General features: G+C 38.1%; 15 protein-coding genes. 5 read left to right on the forward strand and 10 right to left on the reverse strand.

Going from position 1 to position 23,985, the window contains the following annotated elements:
- Positions 1–1,914: 1,914 nt before the first annotated feature.
- From CA2015_RS17935 to CA2015_RS17950, 4 genes are read right to left on the reverse strand one after another with little or no spacing between them, the layout of a single operon-like run.
- Positions 1,915–2,937 (reverse strand): aldo/keto reductase, encoded by a 1,023-nt coding sequence (locus CA2015_RS17935; RefSeq protein ID WP_048643141.1) that lies wholly within the window; start codon positions 2,935–2,937, stop codon positions 1,915–1,917.
- 11 nt (positions 2,938–2,948) lie between these two features.
- Positions 2,949–4,796 (reverse strand): TonB-dependent receptor, encoded by a 1,848-nt coding sequence (locus CA2015_RS17940; protein ID WP_048643142.1) that lies wholly within the window; start codon positions 4,794–4,796, stop codon positions 2,949–2,951.
- Positions 4,786–5,223, reverse strand: a complete 438-nt coding sequence (locus tag CA2015_RS17945; RefSeq protein ID WP_048643143.1) for a phosphoribosyltransferase family protein — start codon at positions 5,221–5,223, stop codon at positions 4,786–4,788. Before CA2015_RS17945 ends, CA2015_RS17940 begins: the two co-directional genes overlap by 11 nt.
- A 58-nt stretch (positions 5,224–5,281) precedes the next feature.
- Positions 5,282–5,812 (reverse strand): hypothetical protein, encoded by a 531-nt coding sequence (locus tag CA2015_RS17950; protein WP_048643144.1) that lies wholly within the window; start codon positions 5,810–5,812, stop codon positions 5,282–5,284.
- Between the two features lie 752 nt (positions 5,813–6,564).
- Between CA2015_RS17950 and CA2015_RS17955 the strand changes: the two genes are divergently transcribed.
- Positions 6,565–7,473 (forward strand): NAD(P)/FAD-dependent oxidoreductase, encoded by a 909-nt coding sequence (locus tag CA2015_RS17955; RefSeq protein WP_048643145.1) that lies wholly within the window; start codon positions 6,565–6,567, stop codon positions 7,471–7,473.
- 141 nt (positions 7,474–7,614) lie between these two features.
- Here the strand turns inward: CA2015_RS17955 and CA2015_RS17960 are convergent, their stop codons facing one another.
- The 3 genes from CA2015_RS17960 to CA2015_RS17970 form a co-directional block, all read right to left on the reverse strand.
- Entirely contained in the window at positions 7,615–10,029 is a 2,415-nt protein-coding gene (locus tag CA2015_RS17960) for a hybrid sensor histidine kinase/response regulator (RefSeq protein WP_048643146.1), read from the reverse strand.
- Between the two features lie 511 nt (positions 10,030–10,540).
- Positions 10,541–11,182, reverse strand: a complete 642-nt coding sequence (locus tag CA2015_RS17965) for a hypothetical protein (protein ID WP_048643147.1) — start codon at positions 11,180–11,182, stop codon at positions 10,541–10,543.
- A gap of 259 nt (positions 11,183–11,441) precedes the next feature.
- Positions 11,442–12,902, reverse strand: coding sequence for a hypothetical protein (locus CA2015_RS17970; RefSeq protein WP_048643148.1), 1,461 nt, complete (start codon positions 12,900–12,902; stop codon positions 11,442–11,444).
- A gap of 746 nt (positions 12,903–13,648) precedes the next feature.
- Here CA2015_RS17970 and CA2015_RS17975 point away from each other — a divergent pair.
- The gene (locus tag CA2015_RS17975; protein ID WP_048643149.1) at positions 13,649–13,834 is read left to right on the forward strand and encodes a hypothetical protein; all 186 of its coding nucleotides are present in this window, start codon (positions 13,649–13,651) and stop codon (positions 13,832–13,834) included.
- 300 nt (positions 13,835–14,134) lie between these two features.
- Here CA2015_RS17975 and CA2015_RS17980 read toward each other — a convergent pair whose 3' ends face one another.
- The 3 genes from CA2015_RS17980 to CA2015_RS17990 form a co-directional block, all read right to left on the reverse strand.
- The gene (locus CA2015_RS17980; protein ID WP_048643150.1) at positions 14,135–14,578 is read right to left on the reverse strand and encodes a nuclear transport factor 2 family protein; all 444 of its coding nucleotides are present in this window, start codon (positions 14,576–14,578) and stop codon (positions 14,135–14,137) included.
- A gap of 769 nt (positions 14,579–15,347) precedes the next feature.
- Positions 15,348–16,217 (reverse strand): formate dehydrogenase accessory sulfurtransferase FdhD, encoded by an 870-nt coding sequence (fdhD, locus tag CA2015_RS17985; RefSeq protein ID WP_048643151.1) that lies wholly within the window; start codon positions 16,215–16,217, stop codon positions 15,348–15,350.
- Complete coding sequence (locus CA2015_RS17990) at positions 16,201–18,492, reverse strand: FdhF/YdeP family oxidoreductase (protein WP_048643152.1); 2,292 nt, start codon at positions 18,490–18,492, stop codon at positions 16,201–16,203. The genes fdhD and CA2015_RS17990 overlap by 17 nt, the downstream gene beginning before the upstream one ends.
- Before the next feature lie 263 nt (positions 18,493–18,755).
- Here CA2015_RS17990 and CA2015_RS17995 point away from each other — a divergent pair, with 263 nt between their 5' ends.
- The 3 genes from CA2015_RS17995 to CA2015_RS18005 are packed head-to-tail and all read left to right on the forward strand — an operon-like array spanning position 18,756 to position 23,906.
- Positions 18,756–20,252 carry a sulfatase gene (locus CA2015_RS17995; protein ID WP_053086705.1) on the forward strand — a complete coding sequence of 499 codons (1,497 nt, stop codon included), beginning with the start codon at positions 18,756–18,758 and terminating at the stop codon, positions 20,250–20,252.
- A gap of 14 nt (positions 20,253–20,266) precedes the next feature.
- The gene (locus CA2015_RS18000; protein ID WP_048643153.1) at positions 20,267–21,778 is read left to right on the forward strand and encodes an arylsulfatase; all 1,512 of its coding nucleotides are present in this window, start codon (positions 20,267–20,269) and stop codon (positions 21,776–21,778) included.
- Positions 21,762–23,906, forward strand: coding sequence for a pyrroloquinoline quinone-dependent dehydrogenase (locus tag CA2015_RS18005; protein ID WP_048643154.1), 2,145 nt, complete (start codon positions 21,762–21,764; stop codon positions 23,904–23,906). The genes CA2015_RS18000 and CA2015_RS18005 overlap by 17 nt, the downstream gene beginning before the upstream one ends.
- Positions 23,907–23,985: the final 79 nt, after the last annotated feature.

A 23,985-nucleotide genomic window follows, 5' to 3' on the forward strand; every position in this document is an offset into this window, starting at 1 on the left:
TTAAGTGAAGCATTTAATATATAAATTCTTTGTGCGGCGAATATTATTATGATAGGGATCAATGGCAGAAAAAATCTTCCATCCCAATCGACGGTTGTTATTCCTACTATTAGGATATGAAGTACTAAGTAAATTAAAATGAAAAATTTTACAAAATTATTTGTGATGACTATCTGCCAAAGAGCTAAAATATTAATTGGCAAAAGTATAATTATATTATACAGATTGTGTTTTAAAGACCAATAGGGCCGTATATGCATTAAAAAAAAGTATATTTTTTTTAAAAATAAAATGCACCAAAATTCGAAATTGAAGAATATAAAATGAATTAATCTTATTAGTGGAGGGAATTGAGGGGGCAACAGATTTAATTCTGGAACAGTATGGGTTAGACTATTGTATTCTGCCTTTTGAGGTAGGCTTAAAATATTATAGATTATTTCCCCAAACTGATAGTTTTCAATGATTTGAAAAGTTTCAATCATCATGTTGATTAGATACCCTATCATGAAATAAACCAGGAAAAAAGTGATTATTTTGATCCTCAGATGCCATTTTGAATGTAACCAAAAATACAAATAGGCTGTGCTAGCTATAGATAGTATAATTACTATGCCTGTGGGTTTAGAAAATGTGGTTAAAATTGTAAAAAACACACTAAGCGCTATGTTCGTAACGGTGAATTTTTTTTGAATAAATGTTTTAGCCAAAAAATAAAAAGTAAATACGATATTGTTGAAATAAGAAGATTCGCATAAAATATATGAGTTCCAAATACTGATTTCAATAAATACTAAAAAAAGAACGCCTCCAATTAATGGAGTAGGAGTGGTTCCATGAAAAATTTTAATTGTTTTATATAGAAACACTAACCCAAATAGGGAATATAAGTATTGAAATAAGATTAAATTTAGTTCATTGTATGAACCGGTAAGTGCATGTACGATAAATATTAAAATCACATATCCTATATACCAAAAATTGTGTTTTTCAATATAAAATCCATCTTCTAAATTACGAGCATAATCTAAGTACCTTGCGGAATCAGTTACGTTTTTTACTCCCAAATGATTAAAAATGAAAAATGAGACGATAAGGAATAGCACCAAAAGAATTAATAAATCACTTGCTTCCTTTTTAATTATACCCATAGCTAAAATTCCCTTAACGACCAACTTACAGTTTTTAGTTGGATTTCTATTTGTGTTTGATTGTATATTTTAACGATAGATTTTTTAAATAGCTTTGCAGTGCACTAAACTAATTTTTCATGCCTTGGGTTAGCATATTATCCCTAAAATACCAAATAATTTGGCAGTAAATATCTGTTTTTTAGCAATGATTCATGGGGAAACATTTCTTTCTAGGAATAGATACTAGGGGTTTACATGCCGGACTTTAGTATTATGTGGTGAAGTTTTGGTTTTCAATGAAATGCCCGTTTTAAAGATTCACTTTTATATCAACTCCGGTTTAAGTCTACAAATCCACATTATCTATTTATTAATAAAAAAATGAATTTCAAAAGCAATTTACTTTTTCGATTGACGGATTGCACATTCATTTAAAAATTATATACAGTGCTTGTATTTTCTGGGGCACTACACATGCAGAGTGATTCTTGGCAGGCTCCACAGTAAGATAAATCAATAATGTCATTATTGGGTTAATTGTAAAATTCATGGGTGTTTTTGCGTGAGATTACCTCATTCATTTTAACCTGTTTTTTTTCTTTTTCAACATTTGAAAGACTATAGTAAATTGATTCTATTTTTGGGGAGTATTCATAAATATCTAAGTGATCATTGACAACCATAAGTCTGCAGTTATTTATTTAGTCATATTTACATTATTATTTTTTTTGAAATTCGTTAATTATTCCCAAGTACGAACTATATAATCACCTAAATCCCCCTAAACCTTATAATACTCCACCGACTTGCCATCAAATCCGGAAACGCGGCTTATCAGTTCCTGGCGTTTTTTCTCGTCGAAGGCTTTGAATCTTTTGGCAAAATCTATCTTTTCTGTGAGCATGTCGGCATGGTCTGCACCGGTTACCAATACACTGATGGGGAGGGACCAGGAGAAATATATGGCTTCTTCTACTGTCAATACATTCGGTACAATGCGTGGCTTGTCACCACTGTTGAAATGGGTAGTACCCCCAAAAAAGCCACCATTGGCCAGGGTTTTCATGGCACAGGGAGCCATTCCTTTTTCCATTAGTTTTGGCATCACATTGGTAATAAAACTTTTGTAATTCGGGTCAAAGGCATTAATAGGCATTTGGCAGGCTTCCAGTTCATCGGTGCTTTCCAACATTCTCAAATGAGCATTGTAATCCGAATGTCCTGAGAATCCTATATGCTTTACTTTTCCACTTTCTTTTGCCTTCAAAACATAGTCTAAGACCCCATTTTTTAACCTGCTGTCCACATCTGACGGACTTGTTACTGCATGAATCAGCCAAAGGTCTATATAATCCGTTTTCATTCGACTAAGGGTACCTTCCAAATGTTCTTGGGCAGTTTTGCCATCTCTGGCGGTTGACTTACTTTGAATAAAAGCGATGTCTCTATATTTGGGTGTAAGAAATTGTCCATACCTTCTTTCCCCAGTTCCGCCACCATAGGACTCGGCATTGTCGAAGAACCTTATGCCTCCTTCGAGGGCGCGTTCTATGGTTCTTTCCGCTTCACTTTCCTTCATACGGGCAATATGGGCACCTCCCAATCCAAGCATGGTGACCGACAAACCAGATTTACCAAATTTCCGCTTGGGAAGTAAGTCACCCAGCCTGTCCCGCATATAGGGAGTAGGCACTGCTTTTCCTTCTGCATTGATACTTGTAAGGGGCAGCATCATTCCGGCTGTCAATCCGGCCAATGATTTTAAGAATGCCCTTCTTTGTTTATTTAGCTTGTTATTTTCCATGATCGTTTGGGTTAAAATTTAAGATGGATGCCAGTCATTACATTTATTCCTGGCATTGGGAAACCTTTTTCAAGTTGATAAGCTGTGTTAAGGAGGTTTTTGCCTGTGACATAAGCTTTTACTTTGGGGCTTATGGCATACATTACCCTAAGGTCCAATAAGGTGTAATTTTCATTTTCATCCGTTTCCAATAGGCTGTTTCGAAGTCCTCCGATAACCCTCATGGAGGGTATGATGGTGAATTTTTTCACTTGTAGGTCAGCCTGAAAGCTCAGGTTGTGCTTGGGAGCAAACAAGATATTCTTGCTGGCATCCACATAGGCGTAATTGAGCATAACCTTCCAGGATGCCGAAGATTGGTAGCGAATTTGACTTTCCATACCTTTGTTTAGAAAGCTACCCGAATTGCTGCCAATGGGAGGCGTATCCATTGGGTTAATCTGAATTAGATTGCTGCCTTTGGCCATAAAAGCCATTAGTTCGAGGCTTAGTTTGCTATCCAGAATATGGGTTTGAAAACCTGCTTCGTGGTTCCATAATTCCTCCGGTTCCAACAATTCATTGGAAGAAGGAAAGAGGAAGAGGTCAACAACAGAAGGGCTTCGAAAGGCCTTGGATGAGGAGGCTTTAAGTGTGAAATTCTTCCTTGCCTGGTAAGCAATGCCAAAACCGGGAAGCAACTTTTTTCCATAATGTGAATTACTGACCTGACGTAGGCCTGCATTGATGCTTGTTTTTTCTCCCAGGTCTTGTTGTGCTTGTAGGTACAGATCCGTTTCATGGATTGTATGTTGTACTCCCAGGCCGGTGCGTGCCGGAGGAGGAAGCGTTTCATTGAAAGCCTTTCCACCAAAGCGCTTGTAATCTATGCCAAGGGTAAGGACTTGTTTGGGGAGTAGGCTAAGGTTTTGGTAAAAGGTGATGCCCTGATTTTGATCTTTGGAGGAAAAGCCGGTTTGAAATTCATGTTCGCCAAAATTATGGAAGAGCAGTAATGCTCCGGAAACATTCCCCCAATCATTTCGCAGAGAAATGGCAGCTCTTCCCCGCAAGTATTCTCGTTTGTCTTCTTCCAGCGGTGCAGCAATAGGTCCTGGCTGGTAATAGGTAGCATCCGCCAATTGAACGTCTCCGGAAAGTGAAAGGGCAGGAGAGAAGGCATAGCCCATTTTAAGGTAGCCCGTGGTGTTTTCAAAGTTGTCTGCCGCATCGGCTCGAAAGCCAGAGGTGCTATTGCGGTTGATGGCTACCAAGGAATGGAATTTGTCCTGCTTATAAGCGGCATTGGCAGATCCCATAAAGGTGCCAAAGGAGCCATAGCCCAGATTGGCGGAACCCTGCCAGCCCTCTTTTGTTGCTTTTCGGGTAATCAAATTGATGGCACCACCCATGGCGTTGGAACCATAAAGTACCGATGCGGCCCCTCTTTGGATTTCCACCCGCTCTATATCGGAGGCGCTGTAGGCATCTGCTATGGGGTGAGCAAAAATGCCCATGTATTGAGGCTGTCCATCGATCAATACCAGTACCCTGTTATTGGGTGTTCCACTAATCCCGCGAATGCTGATATTTCCTCCTGATCCCGGACCTACACCAAAGCCGGTAATACTTCGGTCATTGAGTAGGAAGCCTGGCACCTGATATGCCAGCAGGGGCAACACGTTCAGTTCACCTGAGCGGTCTATGGTTTCTCTGGAAATGGTTGATATGGATGCTGTTACTTTGCTTTTTTGTCGGGCTATTCTTGTGCCGGTGACTACTGCCTCATCCAAGGCGATTATCAGGCTGTCCTTTTCCTGAGCCATCAATGGTGCGGTGCAACAAAATAACAGGAAACCTATAATGCGACTAATTTTCATAAGTGAGGGTTTTAGGGGCAGGGTTCCATGGCCAGTGAACACAAGTCTTCATGTCCGGAAAGAGGACAAAATCGGCTTTTCCTTTCAAAACAAAAGTATTGACCGGATAATCCATAAATGTTTTTTTTAAGAGTGCTAGGGTCTTTCCGGTAACCGCTACATCGTCCACCAGGAGTATTCGGCTACCATTTGGGAAGGAAGTGGGAAAAACATCTAAAAATTCCGGTGATTCCCGAATGGGTTGATTACTGTCATCTCTATAGTTGACTGAGGCAATAAAAAGGGGGAGGCCAAGTTGATGGGCCACGAGACTTGCCGGCACAATTCCACCTCTGCCAATACCAATAACGATATCCGCTGAAGGGAAGGTGAACCTGGCCAGTGCTTTACTTATCTTAACAAAAGAAACGGGTACTTTTGTATCCATGTTTGTTTGATTTTAGCCATAGGGTTTATTTCAGGCCTTTGGGTTTAATGAATGTTTTTTAATCAGTATTCTCTTGACTCGGGAGGTATTTTAAGCTTAAAATGTTGATCACCAATAAAATCAAAATGCCTGAGGTGGCATTGCTTAGAGAAGAGATGAAAAATTGAAATGGTGCAACCTCAATCAGTGGAATTAAAATTAATAAAGCAGATGAGATTGTTTTGGCACCCAAATAGGCTAAGGGAGCAGCAATCCACTTTACCTTTCCCTGGAGCATAAGAACATAAGCCAGAAGGGTGAAAAGAACCAGTTCTATTGTGAGAATACCCATTAAGCCCCATTGGGGATTGCCGGTTAAAAGGAAGTTTAAAGGGGGTGCCAAAAGGGCTACAATAAGTGCTACGGGAAGTCTGTAAGCCACTAAAGCAATAAATGGAATATAGAACATGGGTAACAAATAGGCGCCAACCGGAACACCATTAATAGAAGGGGCCAGGTGCACAAGGATTGGGAATACAATGGCTATAGGCAACAACCAGCCAGCTGTTTTCAAAGTAGACCTGTGGTCAGTTTTCAGGATTATTTGCATGATTTCTTAGGGGTTTATTACGGATCATAAATGAAGCAACCATTTAATTTGTAAAAATCAAAAGTGCCCATATTTAATCTTTTGATTTGTAGCATTAATTTAATGAATTCTTTTTGGTTCTCCAATACTGAAGAATTAATTACTGTATAATGACAATGATACCTACTTAAGCTAAGGTAGTTATGCGGGGGCATAGAATAGGTGGCAAAGTCATTGTTATGGGTAAAGTCAGGTTTGAAGTTATCTAAAAGAAACCTTAGGAAGCTAACTTTTTTACTTTAAGATTTTGACAAAAATACCGTTAAAAGGGTTGAGGTTTTGGTTCCTCTACAACCGGTTCTCGCTGCAGTTACAAGACCTCCAATCATTTGGGATTTTTATTTTTATGATGTAAACAAGGTATCCGAAACGAATAGGATGTTTTTTTACTAGAGGCCCATAATACTTGGCTCTCCTCTCAAGACTTGAACAAATGAGTGCTTTCTTAATGCCCAAATTTTCCTATTTTTTGATATTGGCGATCAGACGCTTAATGCATAAAACTTCTTTAATTTTTACTTTATTACGCTTGTAAACTCAATCAAATTACCAAAATTATAATTGCAACAATGTTGCAATTATAATTTTTTTATTTACTTTTGCCAAAAGTGTAAAGAAAAAACTGTGAAGGTGGAAATATTAAAATCCGTTCAATTGGCTAATTATTCCCAGGCTTTTATATTTCGCTTTCCTTTTTTCAAAAAATCAATCGAATGGCACAACAAACAAAAGATTTTGAAGTAATAATTATAGGCGGGGGGTATGCAGGACTTTCTGCTGCGATGGCACTAGGACGATCTCTTAGAAAAACTTTAATAATAGATGCGGGAAAACCATGTAATCGTCAAACGCCGCATTCCCATAACTTTTTAACCCAAGACGGGAGTACGCCTCAAGAAATATTAGCAATATCTAAGAGTCAGGTTGCTAAATACAATACCGTAACTTTTTATGAGGGCTTGGTAATTACAGCGATCAGACTTTCTGAAGGGTTTGAAGTCATTACAGGCAATGGGGATGTCTTTTATGCAAAAAAGTTAGTGATTGCAACAGGAATAAAAGACATAATGCCTGGAATAGAAGGTTTTGCCCAATGCTGGGGCATATCAGTTGTGCATTGCCCATATTGTCACGGCTATGAAATAAGAAATAAAAAAACTGCCATAATGGCCAATGGGGACATTGTTATTCATCTCGCTTCATTGGTCAACAACCTAAGCAAAGACATAACGATACTTACTTCAGGTGATAAAACATTTGATGATCAACAGACGCATAAATTAAGTAAGCATGGCATTAAAATACTAGAAAAAGAGATTTCAGCAATTGAGCATGAAGCTGGATATATGAAAAACATTCAGTTTAAGGATGGAAGTAAGGAGACATTTGATGCCGCTTATGCTGCCATTCCATTTAAACAAAATGCTATACCTGTTGATTTGGGTTGCAAACTTACAGAACACGGGCACATAGAAGTGGATCCAATGGGAAAGACTTCCGTGGATGGGGTAGTAGCCTGTGGGGATAACAGTTCTATGATCCGGTCCGTGGCCATGGCCGTATACAGTGGAAACATGGTAGGTGCTGTTATCAATCACGAGCTAACTCAGGAAGATTTTTAATAGGATTGGAGCATTTATTGGCAATTTAAAAGCTGAATTTCTTTTTTTGGAACCTGCATGGCACTTATTTTTTTTAATTGAAATCCATGACTGACTAAAATGAATGTTTTAAAGTTTGCTTTGTTTGTTCAAGACCTTCGCCTATTTATGGGGTATTTCAGAGTCTCCTAAATAAATCGCTTTTTTGATTTTATTGTAAAGTTCTTCTTTATTAATCGGTTTGGTCATATAATCATCCATGCCAACTTCCAAAACCCTGAACCTGGCTTTTTGTGTCACATCAGCGGTAACTGCAATAATCGGCACTTTGCTCATGGATGTCCCAGCTGCTCCGACACGAATGGCCGTTGTGGCCTCGTACCCATCCATTACAGGCATTTGTAAATCCATCAAAACCACATCAAAAGGTTTGACCTTTAGCAAGTCGATTGCCTCTTGCCCATTGTTTGCGATCTCAAAACTTGAGTTTTTCCAATTGCCTATTAAAACTTTCAATACCATTTGATTGAGTGCATTGTCTTCTACAATCAGTATCCTTTTGTTTTCCAGATCAAATACACCTGATTTTGCGTAATCAAACGAATTGGCTCCATCTCTGTTGTTTGGAAGGGTTTTGTTTATCTGTAGGCTCACCGTAGTTCCAACCCCTTCTTCACTTTGAACCTCAATTTTGCCCTGATTTAAATCTACCAAGGCTTTTACAATACAAAGTCCCAGCCCTAAACCTCCAAATTTTCGTTTATCGTCATTCTGCCCTTGCGTAAAGGACGCGAAAAGTCTTTCCAGTTTTTTCTCTTTAATTCCAACACCGGTGTCTGTTACCTGTATATTTAACAATACTTGGTCATTAGGTATCTCAATGGCTTCTATTTTGAAGCCGATTTTACCTTTTAGCGTGAATTTTAAAGCATTTTTGAGCAGGTTTTGAATTATTTGCTCCATTCTTCTTTTGTCCCCAATCAAAAGCTCCGGAAGGTTACCCACCTCTTCAAATATAAATTCGAGCCCATTGTCCTTTGCTTGTCTTTCAAAGGTGGCAGCAAGTTGATGTACCATTTTTTTCAAATCAAATGGTACTTCCTCCAACCTTAATTCCCCTTTTTCAATTTTAGAATAATCCAAAACATCATCAATGGCTCCAAGTAAACCCATGGATGAATATTGGATTACATCGAGGTTTGAAATTATTGATTCTTCCTTATTTATTTCCCTAATTGACTGTGTTAAACCTATAATGGCGTTTAAGGGTGTTCTTAATTCATGACTAATATTTGAAAGGAAATAAGATTTAATTTCATTGGATTCCTTTGATTTCTGTAAGGCAATTTCCTGAAGTTTTCCTTTTTCTGATTTTAAAAGCCTGATTCGATTAGACATGGCCAATGAGAGAAAAATTATTTCAACACCTGTACCTATTTTAGAACCGTTCTCTGTAAAAAAGGAATTAGGGATCAAACTGAAATTGTTGAAAATTAGGATGAAAAAACCTACGGTAAAACTAAAGATGGCTAAGGTGAAAAAGAAATCCAGTTTTTGGCCTTTTACAAAACTGAGTAAAACAGTAGTAATCAACACCAACAACAATAGGCAACTAAGCAAATTTACAGCAGGATAATAAATAGCCTTTCCATTGGGGATAAATACTACACAGATTAAAAGTATCACCAGGGCGCTCAGCAGAAGGTTTAAAACTTTGTTTGACCCTTTACTCCATTTCTTTACATTGGTATAAATCTGTGCATACCTGCCAAAAGCCATTGCTGAGAGGGTGGCAGTAATGAGTATGGCGTTTTTGTTGAGCCAGCCCGATGCTGGATTGATGTATTGAATGAAATAACCATCTAATGACATGTGAAGCAAAGCCACAGAAAGCACATAGACACTGTATAAAAGAAAACTTTTTTCTCCAATTCCAAAATAAAAAAAAAGGTAAACTGCTCCGGCCAATAGTAAAATCCCATAAAATAAACCGTGAAACAACTGTTTTTGATAGGAACTTTGTACCAGACTTGTTGGGGTATGTAATTCCAGTGGCAGGTTGATTACCTCTCCATCACTTTGGTAATGTACATACACTTGATAAACTTTGCCGGGTTTTAAATCGAGCGGAAAAATAATTTTCCGGTGTGCGAAGCTTCTTTCTTTAAAAGGGATCAGGTCCCCGTTGTTCAGTACTTTAAGGGGTTCTCCCTCTGTTACTAAATATAGGTCCACATGGTCTGTGATTGGTCTTCCTGTTTCCAAAAAATAATGAAGTAGGTTCTCAGATATGTTTTTAATGGAAAGCCTTAACCAATAGTTGCTTTCTGTAAAGCCAAGATTGGTAGATGGCCCTTCGATTGGTTTAAATTTGAGGGTGTTCTCCTGATCCAAAAACTCGTCAAAGGTGAAATAATTGTCCCCTACATTTGTGATTTCTGCATATTCATAAAGTGAAACAGCAAGATTTGCATGCTGATCCTTGGCCTGAAAAGGTCTTGATACATAAGAAAATGAATCAAAAGAATAAAAAAATGCAATTAGTCCTAAAAAAATGAGCTTAATAATTTTATTCATAGTTTAAGCAATATAAATATTGGTAAAAGTACGTCTAAAAAAACTAATTAACCAATGGTATTATACCTTTACATAAAGATGCATTTTGTTGTAAGTACCATTAATTCAGTAGGATGAGGAATACTCTCATACTACTGGACTTAGGGTTCAGAAACGATAATTAGTCGGGCATGGTTATAGGTATTCCAAAATCCATAAGGAACGAAGAGGCAGGAATAAACTATACCTGAATGGGTAGGAGGAAATTGATATGTTATTTCAAATTAAACCCGAAATATGCAATAGACATTCTATTAAGTGCTGAAATCGATTTAAAATAAGCCACTTCGTTGCTGTTTTCAATTTCACCATAGCGGTGCTATGCTAAAATCTTCAAACAGTCTGATTGTCTTGTGATTGCAAAATTCATCATGAATTCTATTACATAATCCGGGTTAAAAAATATAGAGGTGTAGTTAAAAACTCACCTCTATATTTTAATTGCTAGTTTCATTCTATTCTCTTCTATATGTTATTTAACATAAGAGATTCTTCTTGAAGCTTTCCTCATAAGTACATTGATTAAATCATCTGTTGAGCTTCCCATAGATCCAGAAACGGCCTTATTGTAATTTATCAAAAGCTCCCCCTGTTGTGCATTGAAAATTGACATATTTACTATGGCCTTATTGGTAGAACCATAAAATCCCACTAACACTCCTAAAGCTAATGAAGCACCTTCTGACATGGGTTTAGTGGTTTCAAAGGTTCCCATAATAACCGCATCAACACCAATGATTTGAGCCAACTCTTCGGGTGTATAATCTACCAGATTTTCTGTAAATATTCCATTTCTTCTTAATAAGGCATTGGTGGTGTTGGTGTCTTGAACCTTTACCTTTAATTTATTCTGTTTTTCACGCTTAAGGAACCAAGAATACATGGCTGATTGAATACTTAAACCTTCGGATTCTTCCATTTTCGCCAACTGTTCGGTACTAATATCTTTCATTTGTTTAGGCCTTAAGTTTACAGAAGCACTAAAGGGAACTATCGCAATGATTTCATGTCCTGCTGTTAGTTGATCAAAATCCGGATTTTCATAAAAATGGGTTTGCGCCGGTGCCACAAATGATAAGCAAAGCATAAAAATAAACATAAAAATTCTTTTCATTCCAGTACAATTAAATAGTTTAAGATAATTTTAAAAAAGATGTCATAACCAAAAATAAAGCTTACACATTCTAAATTTTGAGTGATGTTAAATAATTCTGGACAAATATGTAGTATTATTTTAGTTAAAACAATTTAATAGATAATGTTTGTAAATCAGGAAGGGAATTACCTATTCTATGGGATAGAAAGGAATAGTTACTAACGACGCCTGAATGGGGTAGAGGCCAATCCATTTGATTTTCAAATGACTCACTGATTTATAATATATCAAAGGAATATAGCGTCCCATCCTTTAGCGTAAAGCGAAGTCGCACCATTTTCCCTTTTAAGTCACTTAATTTTTTATTGCCCCAGCTAATCTGATTGTTAAGCCCTGAACCGGTAAATGGAGTACAATCTTCTGAAGTCCAGCCCTCTAATGGTTCATCACGAATCGCCGAACGAACCTCAACTCGAATCTCTCCCGCTGCATCGGCATTGATAAATAAATCTCCGTTGACTTCAAAAGGACGGGTAAGAATTCTGCCCAGCGTATCTGCCTGTGAGCGAGCACCGAATAATCGATCTAGTTTGGTCGTAGCAACTCCAATGGCAGGGCTACCAGGGCTGTCATGATTTGACTTGTTGCCAGAATAGTAAAACATCATTTCATTACCTTTGATGACGGGTTCTGAAATGCGTATTTGTCCTGCGTCCCACTCATTTTCCTTACCCAAATTTAAAGGACTCTTTTGGGCATTGGCTGGTAATCGATTCCAGTGATAGGCATCATTACTCCAGACCAATTCTGCAGTGACTTTTTCTGTTTTTCCGGGGGCATAAAGTTGAAGAAATCCAAAAAATAAATCACCTCTTCTAATAACAGTTATACCATAAAAATCGCTCACATCTCCTTCTTCAGGGACCATTACCGTGCGTTCATGCGTCCAATTCACTAAATCATCACTATCTACGACTGCAATGCGCCTTCTATTAACATGTTTTATACCTTCACCAGCATAGGCTTTCGGACGTACATAGACAAACCAGCGCTTGCGAACTTCATCGAAGACAAAGTTATTTCTTGTGTCACTGTGGTACCAGACTGCAGGATTTTTAAATGAACTACTGAAAGTCTTTCCATCTGCAGAATAGGATACAAATACCCCTCCAGCTTCATTATGTATAGCAACAAATCTATTCTCCGCCGCATTTGATGCTGGGTTAAACTCAACATCAATATCCTGGGTTTTTTCCTTCCCCAATTTGACCAAATTGGTTTTTTTATAGGAAGCGTCTTTTCGATCAAATAGGTTCAATATTGGTTTCTTCCATTTGATGCCATCCTTTGATTCTGCGTAAGCAATATTGTAAGAAAAAGGAAGTTTGCTATAATAAGAAGCAGAGTCCCATACACTGTACCACATTTTGTATAATTGATCCTGGGGATCAAATAAAACTTTCCCACCCAATAAAGGCCCTGTTCCCTCCCAGGGATGTTCCTTAACAACAATTGGATTTCCGGCGTATTTTTTAAGCGGAACAACAAAACGCTCAATCATCCAGCGATCCTCAATTATTCTGTCATCTATGACAAAATATGGGCCTTTAACAGGTAGCTTGTCTAGCTGTTTGTCCGATTTGAGCTTTTCCCATGGTTCCAGATTATTTTTTTGACCAAAGCCTTCTGTCAAAGCAAAAAGGCTTAATGCCAAACAACTTACTTTTAATAAATTCATATTTATCCCTATTCTAGCTTCTAGATAAAATGTTAATTCCCATATAAGAAACGATAATAAATTCATTTATTCAGTATAAATGTGTTATAAATGATTCTTTTTGTTTTAAGTTATGATTTGTTCGATTGTCCGTATTTTGTTTTTGATCAAAGTTGACTTTTTTATAGTGCGGAGTTCGTTAAATAGTTTGATACATTAATTAAAAATCAACTTTACCACATTTCTTTTGGATCTACTAAATTAAAACCTCCTTACAGTCGTGATCGTTAATTCAAGATCTGGAGCCCTTCAAGTCAAAAAGTCAATTTTTTGTCAAATTAATACTTTTTAGCAGTCAGATTGTCATTCAATTATTTAAACCCGAAATATGCAATAGACATTCTATTAAGTGCTGAAATCGATTTAAAATAAGCCACTTCGTTGCTGTTTGAAGATTTCACCATAGCGGTGCTATGCTAAAATCTTCAAACAGTCTGATTGTCTTGCGATTGCAACACTTCCAGTAAACACGGGACAGGCTATTACGAATCCTATTATACATAATCCGGGTTAAAACAACAGTAGATTTATGGCACAGGTTTTGTTCCTTACGGTTTTTGCGAAATGAAAATAAAGGTTGGAATTGCTAACATTTTTAATCTTAAAACGTAATTAAATTCACTATTATTAGATCATACATTGTAAATGATAGGCAATGGTTATTTGGGTTATATAGGTGGTGTAGTTTAAAATTTGATTCGATTGTTATGGAAACTTCTTATTTAGATTATTACAAAAGGATAATTAAAAAGGTGAGCTTTGATTTAGGTTTGTTAAAAGATGAGCTCAATAAAGCCAATCAAATCCTTACTGTGGAAGAAAAGGCCCGCTTGAAGAAGTGGATGCTTAGAAATGGACTTTATACCGAAAAACTAAGAGGAAATGCTTTTTAGTAGATTAGGTAAGGCTTTGTTCTATTAATCTGAATTCTGTGAGCACTTTATAACTCCACTATAATGATAAAAAGTAGGACCAATTGGATAAATTTGATGCGATTCCATCAGGAAATACAATGGCTAAAGAAATTTTGGGTTAAATCCATCCAAATGGAGGGAAAGCAGTTTGTCATTACAGGCCTACTTTCCCTCTATTTTTTTGTCCAGATGCATAAATTTTAGTCAGGCCATTTCATTTTTTTCGAGTAATGACTTTTATCTCCTTAGAATGAGGAAAAATGGTTGATTGGAAAGGAATTATTCCTCAATTTTACTTGAGACCATTGCGGCCAATTTCCATTTGCCTTTTACCTTGTGTAGATTTCGTACTTCATAGCTTTTGTAATCCTGTCCATCGAGTTTCATGTTTTGAACATAGATTACAAAAGCCTGATTTCCATTAACCGAAAAATCGAAATCAGAAGTTTCTAATGTAGCTTTTATTGGATTGGAATTGTTTTCCATATCCTCTTTCATAGACTTGCTAATCTCTTCCCAGTTGTCGGATCTAAAACCTGCATTTGTTACTAAAAAGGATACCTCGTTTTTAGAATCCCATTGTGCCGCCCAGGCATCATAATCTCGATTCATATAGGCAGTAGTTTCAGCAGTCAGAACATTTTTTATAGAAGCCTCTTCTTGTTTTTGAGCATAAAGCATGGTAACAAGAAACATAAGGAAAATTGTGAGTGTGGTTTTCATGGTTTTTTGTTTTAGAATTGAATTATTTCACTTATAAAATGTCCATCTGTACACATATTACCTAAAGGCTTCTAAAGACAGTTTTGATCTCAGGTTTGTAAGTTGCAATTCACTTGGTTTTTGATGCAAATAATTCCACCCTTTTTAAGGGTTATGAGGGGGTTGGGGTTAATCTTTTTTTGAAAGTATAACCAGATTAAAGGCCAATATTTAACTTTAGGAGATTGTTTCAATTATAATATCAAATAAAATTAAATACTAAATATTTAGTAAAATTTATATTTTTATATTATAAAATAATAATTTAACGATTATTATTTTATAATAATAGTAATATGTAAAATAATAAGAATAAATATTATCGTAATTTATTTTTATTATTTGGGAATAGGAAAAAGTAGGTAAGGAAATAAGCAATGAAGAAAACTAATTTCCGCATTACAGATTAAAAGCAGAAGGTGTAAGTATTAAAATCAGAAGAAGCACATAGTAATCAAAACAAGGTTATTAAAATTATATAAAAAATATGTGTATTTATGTTTCTCATTGAATCCAGGTATTTTGGGATAATGAGATGCAGTAATAGTATAAAACCTACCCACCGGTTTAATTCAGAATGAACAATTAATTAGTTCATCAAAAGCTGAAAAATGCAGAAAAAATACCCTGATCACGGTATTTTTAATCTTACCAACCTTCGTACCTTTGAATCAGGTGATAAATAAACTTTTCAAAATGGAATTTTTCCATTGTAAATGGTGGGTAATCGTTAAACTATTTTTTTACCCACTATTTTAATTCTTTCCTCCGCACTGTAGATATTAAAACTTTCATTTTTTAAAAATCCGACCAAAGTCATTTGTTTTTCCTTGGCAAGTGCCACAGCAAGATGTGTAGGAGGACCAAAAGCAAGTAAAATGGAAATGCCTGCATTAATGGCCTTTTGTGCCATCTCGTAGCTTACACGTCCACTTAACAAGACTATCTTTTCTTTACTCAGTTCAATATTGGCTTGCATACTTGCCCCGATAAGTTTGTCCAAAGCATTGTGTCGTCCAATATCTTCCCTTAACAATAAGAGTTTACCATTCTGATCATACAATGCAGCGGCATGCAGTCCCCCGGTATATTTGAAAGCTGTTTGAGAGGATTGTAGGTTTTCAGGAATGGATAAGATCGTTTCCGGATCTATTTGCCATTGTTTATTAAGTGGTAAAGCTCCATTTTCACATTTCACGGCTTCAATTGCCGTTTTTCCACACACCCCACAACTGGAGTTGGTATAAAAGTTTCTGCCTAGTTTCTTGAGGTCTATAGGATGTCCTTTTACGAATTGAACAATCAGTACATTTCCTTTTTCTTCTGGTTTTACTTTTTGGCAATACCTTATCAACAGAATATCGCTGTGGTTTCTGATGATTCCTTCTGCAAATAAAAAGCCAGTAACTAGGTCAAAATCATTTCCTGGGCTGCGCATGGTTACCAACAAATCTTTCTTATGCCATTCTCCATTTTGCTCAAACTCAAGTCGAATTTGTAAGGGCTCTTCTACTGCTAGCAGGTCCTGTAGTTCAGTGAAGTCTGGTTTATTGTACCTGTGAATACTGCTGAAACTTACTAGGCTATCTGTTGCTTTCATTATCCAATTTTTCCAAAAATACTTCTATATATTTTGAGGCGGGGCAATGGCTTTCTTCTGAATTATTATCCAATGCTACCAGTACATTTCCTTCTGGGAAATAAACGGATAGGCATCCTTGGGAAATGTTATAAGGGACTACCTGAAAACCTTCAAGTACCCGTTTTTCACCCTCAAAAACACTTGTCAACCGCACCAGATCACCGGCTTTACACCCATATTGAAGCATGTCATCTTCATTCATCATGACCACTTCCCGGCTATTGCTTATCCCTCTATAACGGTCATCATAGCCATAAATGGTGGTGTTAAATTGGTCGTGACTTCTTACGGTCATGAGTATAAAGGGAGTTTCAGGATTTCTGGCTTTATTAAGTGGATTTATTGTCAGCCGGGCTTTCTTGTCCGCTGTATTAAAATCTCTTTCTCTGGCACCATTGGGAAGGTAAAAGCCTCCTGCTTTTTTTACTCTTTCGTTGTAGGCATCAAACCCTGGAATGACCTCCTCAATTTTATCCCTTATTAGTTCGTAATTTTCTTTCATTCCTTCCCAGTCAGTGGTATTGTTTTTACCTAATACCGCTCGGGCCATGTCACAAACAATGGCTACCTCGCTTTTGAGCTCTGGTGAAGCTGGTGGCAGGTCCCCATGTGACATTCTAACTCGTCCTGCAGTGTCCTCAGTACTGACAAACTGAGAGCCATGGCTGCTAATGTCTTCTTCTGTTCTGCCTAGGCAGGGTAAGATTAGGGCTGTTTTTCCATGAATAAGGTGGCTTCTATTTAGTTTGGTAGAAACATGCAGGGTAAGCGAACATTGTTTTAAGCCATCAAAGACTTTCTCCGTATCAGGAGCTGCCAATGCGAAATTACCACCCATCCCCATAAAAACTTTGCCTTTACCATTAGCCATGGCCTGAATAGCGCCCACAGCATGAACACCTTCTTTTTTAGGAGGTTGAAAGTCAAAGGCTTTTCCCAACCGCTGCATAAAGCGTTCTGGCATTTTTTCCCATATTCCCATGGTTCGGTCACCCTGAACATTGGAGTGCCCTCTTACCGGTAGAGTGCCAGCCCCTGGTTTTCCTATAGCTCCCTTCAACAAAAGGATATTTACGATTTCTCTTATGGTGTTTTCTGCATTTCTATGTTGGGTAATGCCCATCGCCCAGGCGATGATAATGTTTTTCTTTTCTATAAGAAGATTGGCAGCTTCCTTAATTTGATTTTCAGGAACGCCACTTTCCAAGATTAACTGGTCCAATTTGCATTTTTCAATATGCGCGCAAAGCGCTTGATAGCCAGTGGTTTTTTCTGAGATAAATGCATGATCAAATACTTTTCCAGGATTTTGTTTTTCTGCTTCTAAAAGCATTTTAAGCAAGGCTTTCAACAAAGGTAGGTCCCCGTTGACTTTTACCTGTAAGTGAAGGTCATGTATAGATGTAGGTTTTCCAATCCACTCCCAAGGTTTTTGCGGATGGCGAAATTGCAATAAGCCTGTTTCCGGCAAAGGATTCACTGAAATTATCTTTCCTCCCTTGTTTTTCAATTCCTCCATTGCCGTAAGCATTCTGGGTGCATTGGTCCCAGGGTTTTGCCCCATCACTATCAATAAATCTGCTTTTGGAATATCATTTAGCACTACGGAAGCTTTACCAATTCCTACGGTATCGGTTAGGGCTTTACCTGATGCTTCATGGCACATATTAGAACAATCTGGGAGGTTGTTAGTGCCGAATTGCCTTACAAAACACTGGTAGAGAAAAGCGGCTTCATTGCTAGTTCGGCCTGAAGTATAGAAAATGGCTTGGTCAGGTGTGTCAAGGGCATTGAGTTCTGCGGCAATCAGTTCAAAGGCAGCTTTCCAAGTAATAGGTGTGTAATGCGTATCCTTCTCTTTTAATACCATAGGTCGAGTGAGCCTACCTTGCTTTTCCAGCCAATGATCTGATTTCTCCAATAAATTCTCAATGCTGTTTTGCTCGAAAAAGGAATTGTCAATGCTTTTTGAACTTCCTTCCCAAGCTACAGCTTTGGCACCATTTTCACAATATTCTGCGATTTTGGAGACTTTATCTGCATCAGGATCTGGCCAGGCACAGCTCGGACAATCAAAGCCATTTGGTTGGTTAAGTTTAAAAAGGGTTTTCACTCCTTTTCCTATATGGGTCTCCTCCCAGATTCTATAGGCTACGGTCTGTATGGATTTTAGCCCGGCGGCTGTTTCTGCTGGGGGACTGATTTTAACTTTTCTTTTTGGAAGTATAGGCATTTTTGAAAATCTCAGAGGAGTTTGAAATTTATTTATTACAAGGTAAAAAGAATTATAATTTTAAGCTAAAAGGAAGTGGATTGTTCAAAAAGCGGCTATTTTTCTTTCATGACTTTATTATATGCTTGGTCTATTATTTGACCTACACTTCCATTTATTATTAAAGGATTTTACCGCCCAATAAAAGTATGTTTTTATTTACATGATTAACCTTTATATTTAAATTGCTTTAACCTGAATTTTGTCAAATATAAATACACCCAATGTCTCCAAAAAATATTTTACTCTACTGCCTTATTTTTACCGGTTTATTTCAGTCCTGTGGAACGGATGTACAGGAGAAGAAACCCTACAATATATTATTTATTGCCATTGATGACCTAAGGCCCGAACTGGGTATTTATGGAAATGAAATCATCAAGACGCCCAATTTGGATGCCATAGGTAATTCAGGGACAATTTTTGAAAATCACTACGTTCAGGTGCCTACTTGTGGTGCTTCCCGTTGCAGTATACTTACAGGAATGCTTCCAAGTAGTCGAGCACATCTAAAAAATTCTGCCATTGAAAAAATGATGGCCGATGTGCCCGAAGGAGAACGACCGGAAAGTTTTGTTCATCACCTGAAAAGGAATGGTTATTATACAGTTGGCATTGGCAAAATCAGTCATTCAATAGAAGGTCTTGTTTATGGTTATGAAGAAAGCCCCGAAGGAGCAAAAGCGGAAATGCCTTACAGTTGGGATGAGATGCTTTTTGATGCAGGAAAGTGGGGGAATGGCTGGAATGCTTTTTTCGGCTATGCAGATGGCTCAAACAGGCAAGGTAAAAAGAAACAGGTAAAACCATACGAGGCAGGAGATGTATCTGATGAAGGTTATCCAGATGGACTTTCTACTCAATTGGCCATAAAAAAACTTAGAGAATTGGCGGATAAAGAAGAGCCGTTTTTTATGGGCTTGGGTTTATTTAAACCACACTTGCCATTTACTTCTCCCAAAAAGTATTGGGACTTGTACGATAGGGATGAAATTCCCTTATCAGGGTCTCCGGATATTCCCGAAAATATCGATTTGAGCAGTTTACAAAGAAACGGAGAGTTCAATCAGTATGCTCTGGGAGAAGAAAAAGCCAGTCTAGAGCAGCCCTTATCAGATGAGTATGCCAGAAAGCTTAGGCATGCATATTATGCAGCAGTAAGTTACAGTGATGCCTTGGTAGGTAAAGTTATGCAGGAGCTAGATGAGTTGGGCTTGTCCGATAATACCATTGTTGTCGTGTGGGGCGATCATGGATGGCATCTTGGAGACCAAAGGGTATGGGGTAAACATACCATTTTTGAAACTGCGTTAAGAAGTCCCTTAATAATAAAGGTCCCGGGTCAGGAAGCCCGCAGAATTTCTTCGGAAATGCCTGTCAGCAGTATTGACCTTTACCCGACCTTAATGGAACTAACAGACATTCCTACCAATTTCCCATTGGATGGGCAAAGTCTGATGCCATTGATTAAAGAGGGGAAAGATGAGAGCAGAGAAGCATTGGCCTTTAGTTACTTTAATAATGGTATTTCAATGCGAACAGACAAGTATCGCTTGATGAAATATTTCAGAGAGGAAACGCCAAAAATTGAATTGTACGACCATGTCAATGATCCTTTGGAGACAAAAAATATAGCTGCTGAGCAGCCTGAATTGGTTGAGCAGCTCTTGGTTCAATTAGAAAAAGGAGACACTGGACTGTATTCGAAAAAGAACAATTAATCATAAAAGCCAAAATGAAATTTATTCAAAATAGCCTACCCATTTATACGCTACTTTCGGCCATTTTTTTAATTGCTGCAGTATCTTGCGCCAGTAGCAAGGAAGAAGAAGTCCTTGAAAAGCCAAATATCATTTATATTCTTGCTGATGACCTCGGCTATGGAGACTTGAGCTTTCTAGGTCAGACTAAATTCAAAACCCCAAATATTGATAAATTGGCGGCTGAGGGAATGGTTTTTACCCAGCATTACGCCGGAACGACTGTTTGCGCCCCTTCCCGTTCGGCACTGATGACAGGTTTACATACCGGACATACACAAGTTAGAGGTAATAGAGGGTTAAATGGAGGGCAATTTCCATTAAAAGAAGGAACACAAACCTTGGCTACTTTATTGAAAGAGGCTGGATATGCAACCGGGGCTTTCGGGAAATGGGGTTTGGGTTATCCAGGATCGGAGGGAGAACCACTAAACCAGGGTTTTGATGTGTTTTTCGGTTTTAACAGTCAGACAATTGCCCATAATTATTATCCTAGAGAGTTATGGGACAATGATAAAATTATAACACTTGAAGGTAATCAGGGTACGGAACAAGGGCAATATGCACCTAACCTTATTCAGGAAAAAAGATTGGCCTTTATTGAGAAGAATAAGGATAATCCTTTCTTTATGTTTGTCCCTACTATAGTTCCACATGCAGAACTTTTTGCTCCAGAAGAATACATGGAAAAATTTCTCACCAAAACAAATCCTGAACCGCCTTATCAATATGAAAGCAAACTTGGGCCTGAAACTTATTATGATGGTTTAGATGATCCCGAACATCCACGATATAAGGCGGGTGGTTACGGATCACAGGCTTATCCTCACGCTGCTTTTGCCGCCATGGTCACCTTATTGGATGATCATGTTGGTCAGATCGTAAGCAAATTGGAGGAATTAAATCTTCTGGAAAACACTATTGTTATTTTCACTTCAGATAACGGTCCACATCTTGAAGGAGGAGCAGATCCGGATTTTTTCAATAGCAATGGCCCTTTTCAGGGATACAAAAGAGACTTGCATGAAGGGGGAATTCATGTGCCAATGATTGTAAGTTGGCCTACAAAAGTCAAAAAAGGAAGTGAAACTGATCATGTTAGTGCTTTTTGGGATATTTTGCCTACATTTTCTGATATTGTAGGAATTGAAACGGTAGGGACTTTGGATGGAATCTCATTCCTTCCCACCCTTTTAGGTGCCGATGACCAACCTACTCATTCCCACCTTTACTGGGAGTTTCATGAAAAAGGAGGAAAACAGGCAATAAGAAAAGGTAAATGGAAAGGAATAAAGTTAAATGTTTTTGAAGGAAATGAAACGATTCAGCTTTATGATCTAGAGCAAGATCCAGGGGAGACTAAAGACTTGGCCAGCGAATACCCTGAAGTAGTAGAAGAAATAAAAGGCTTAATGCAAAGTTCCAGGACAGAGGATTCTGAGTGGCCATTTGAAGAGAAAATTGAAAGGGATGTTAAGAACAACTAAAAGTATTCTGGTTTTAATTTGTCTAGCAGTAGTCTTTTCTTGTTCACAGGAAAACAATAATTCTAAAGCAAAAGATTACCGTACATGGGAGCATTATCGTGCTTCAAAAACAGCGGCTCAATTTTCAGGTTTGGATCAAATAAACAAGGAGAATGTTCATTTGTTGCAGCCGGCATGGACTTTTCATACGGGTGACAGTAAGGAGAGAACACCCATGGAATGCAATCCAATGATCATAGGGAAGGTCATGTACGTGAGTTCTCCTCAGCTTGATTTGATTGCTTTAGACGCTGAAAAGGGAACAGAACTTTGGCGTTTTGATCCTGAGGTTTTTGGTCAGTCAGGAGGAGTAAATAGAGGCTTTTTTCACTATAAGGAAGGGGAGCGCATTCGCATTTTTATGGCAGTTGGCTATTATCTTTTTGCTATAGATGGTGAATCAGGAGAATTGGTCTCTGAATTTGGGGAAGAGGGGAAGTTAGATTTGCGTAAAAACCTCGGTGTTGATCCGGAAAGCCTTTCTATTTCTCTTAGTACACCTGGGATAGTGTTTGGAGATTTGATAATAATTGGTTCAGCAACAGGGGAGGGCTATGATGCTTCTCCCGGACATATCAGGGCATACAATGCTAAAACGGGAGCTTTTGAATGGATATTTCATACTATTCCTAAAGAAGGTGAAGTTGGATATGATACTTGGCGTTGGCAAGAAGGAGAAAACTATGGAGGCACCAATAATTGGGGAGGATTGAGTTTGGATGAGGAACAAGGATGGGTTTATGTTTCTACCGGTTCACCTGCCTATGATTTTTATGGAGGAAACAGGATAGGAGAAAATCTATTTGGGAATTCCATCGTAGCCTTGGATGCTAGAACAGGGGAAAGGAAATGGCATTATCAGGCAGTTACCCATGATATTTGGGATTATGACTTGCCTTGTGCGGCCACTTTAGTGGATCTACCTACTGAAAATGGTACAGTGAAAGCGCTGGTACAACCTACTAAGATGGGAGAACTGATTATATTGGACAGGATAACAGGGGAATCCTTATTGGATATGGAAGTGAAAAATGCACCTCCTTCCTATGTGCCTGGAGAAGTAGCTCATCCCAGCCAAAAGTTTAACCAGGGAATTACTGTTGTGAGACAAGGCTTGGACAGTACAAGGTTGACAAATATTTCTGCTGAAGCCAATGCTTATGCGAAAAATGAATTTAGAAAATACCGAAACGAAGGTATGTACACTCCCCCGAGTCTGGAGGGAACAATCACCAATCCAGCCACAAGAGGAGGAATGATTTGGGGAGGGGCCTCCTATGACCCTGTCAACCAAATGCTCTATGTCAATGCGAATGAAATTCCCATGATTTTACAGTTACGTAATATTTCTGAAAATCAAGATGGTAAAGGTTTGAATGGAATGCTACCTGGGAGAAGTACTTACCTGTCCAACTGCTCCAACTGTCATGGTGCAGACTTACAAGGCCTAACGGATGCATTTCCTTCCCTGAAAAACATAAAAGACAGACATTCACGAGAATCTTTGGCTAAGATAATTACCCAGGGGAATGGTTTGATGCCAGCATTCCAAGGTTTCAATAAAGAAAAGTTAAATGCGTTATTGGATTACTTGCTTGAAGTAGAGCCTGTATCGGATCCTATCCATGATATCAAAGAGGAAGCAGGAGCCACAGACAGGTATGTTTTACAAGGCTTTCGACTTTTTACAGATGAGGAAGGTTTTCCAGCAAGTATGCCACCTTGGGGTACTTTGAATGCCATTGATTTAACAACAAATACCATTAAATGGAAGGTGCCCTTGGGTGAATATCCTAAATTAAAAGAGAGGGGAGTTGCACCTACCGGAACACAGAATTTTGGGGGTTGTGTAGCCACTGCAGGTGGACTGGTTTTTATGGGAGGGACACCTGATGAAATGTTCAGGGCTTTTGATGTTTTCACGGGAGAAATCCTTTGGGAATACAAACTTCCATTTGGAGCTTATGCAGTTCCTTCAATTTATGAAGTGGAGGGGAGGCAATATGTAGTCATTGCAGCTGGCGGAGCGAATAGGTTGGGCACTCCTGCGGGTGATGCTTATGTGGCATTTGCCTTGCCTGAAAATTAAAGGTTATAGGAAAAAAATTAGATCCCTCATTGTGTAAAATGCTTTTATTTGAGTCTAGTATGAGGTAGGGGTTTTGTTT

Origin of the sequence: Cyclobacterium amurskyense (assembly GCF_001050135.1) — a bacterium.
GTDB classification, from domain to species: domain Bacteria; phylum Bacteroidota; class Bacteroidia; order Cytophagales; family Cyclobacteriaceae; genus Cyclobacterium; species Cyclobacterium amurskyense.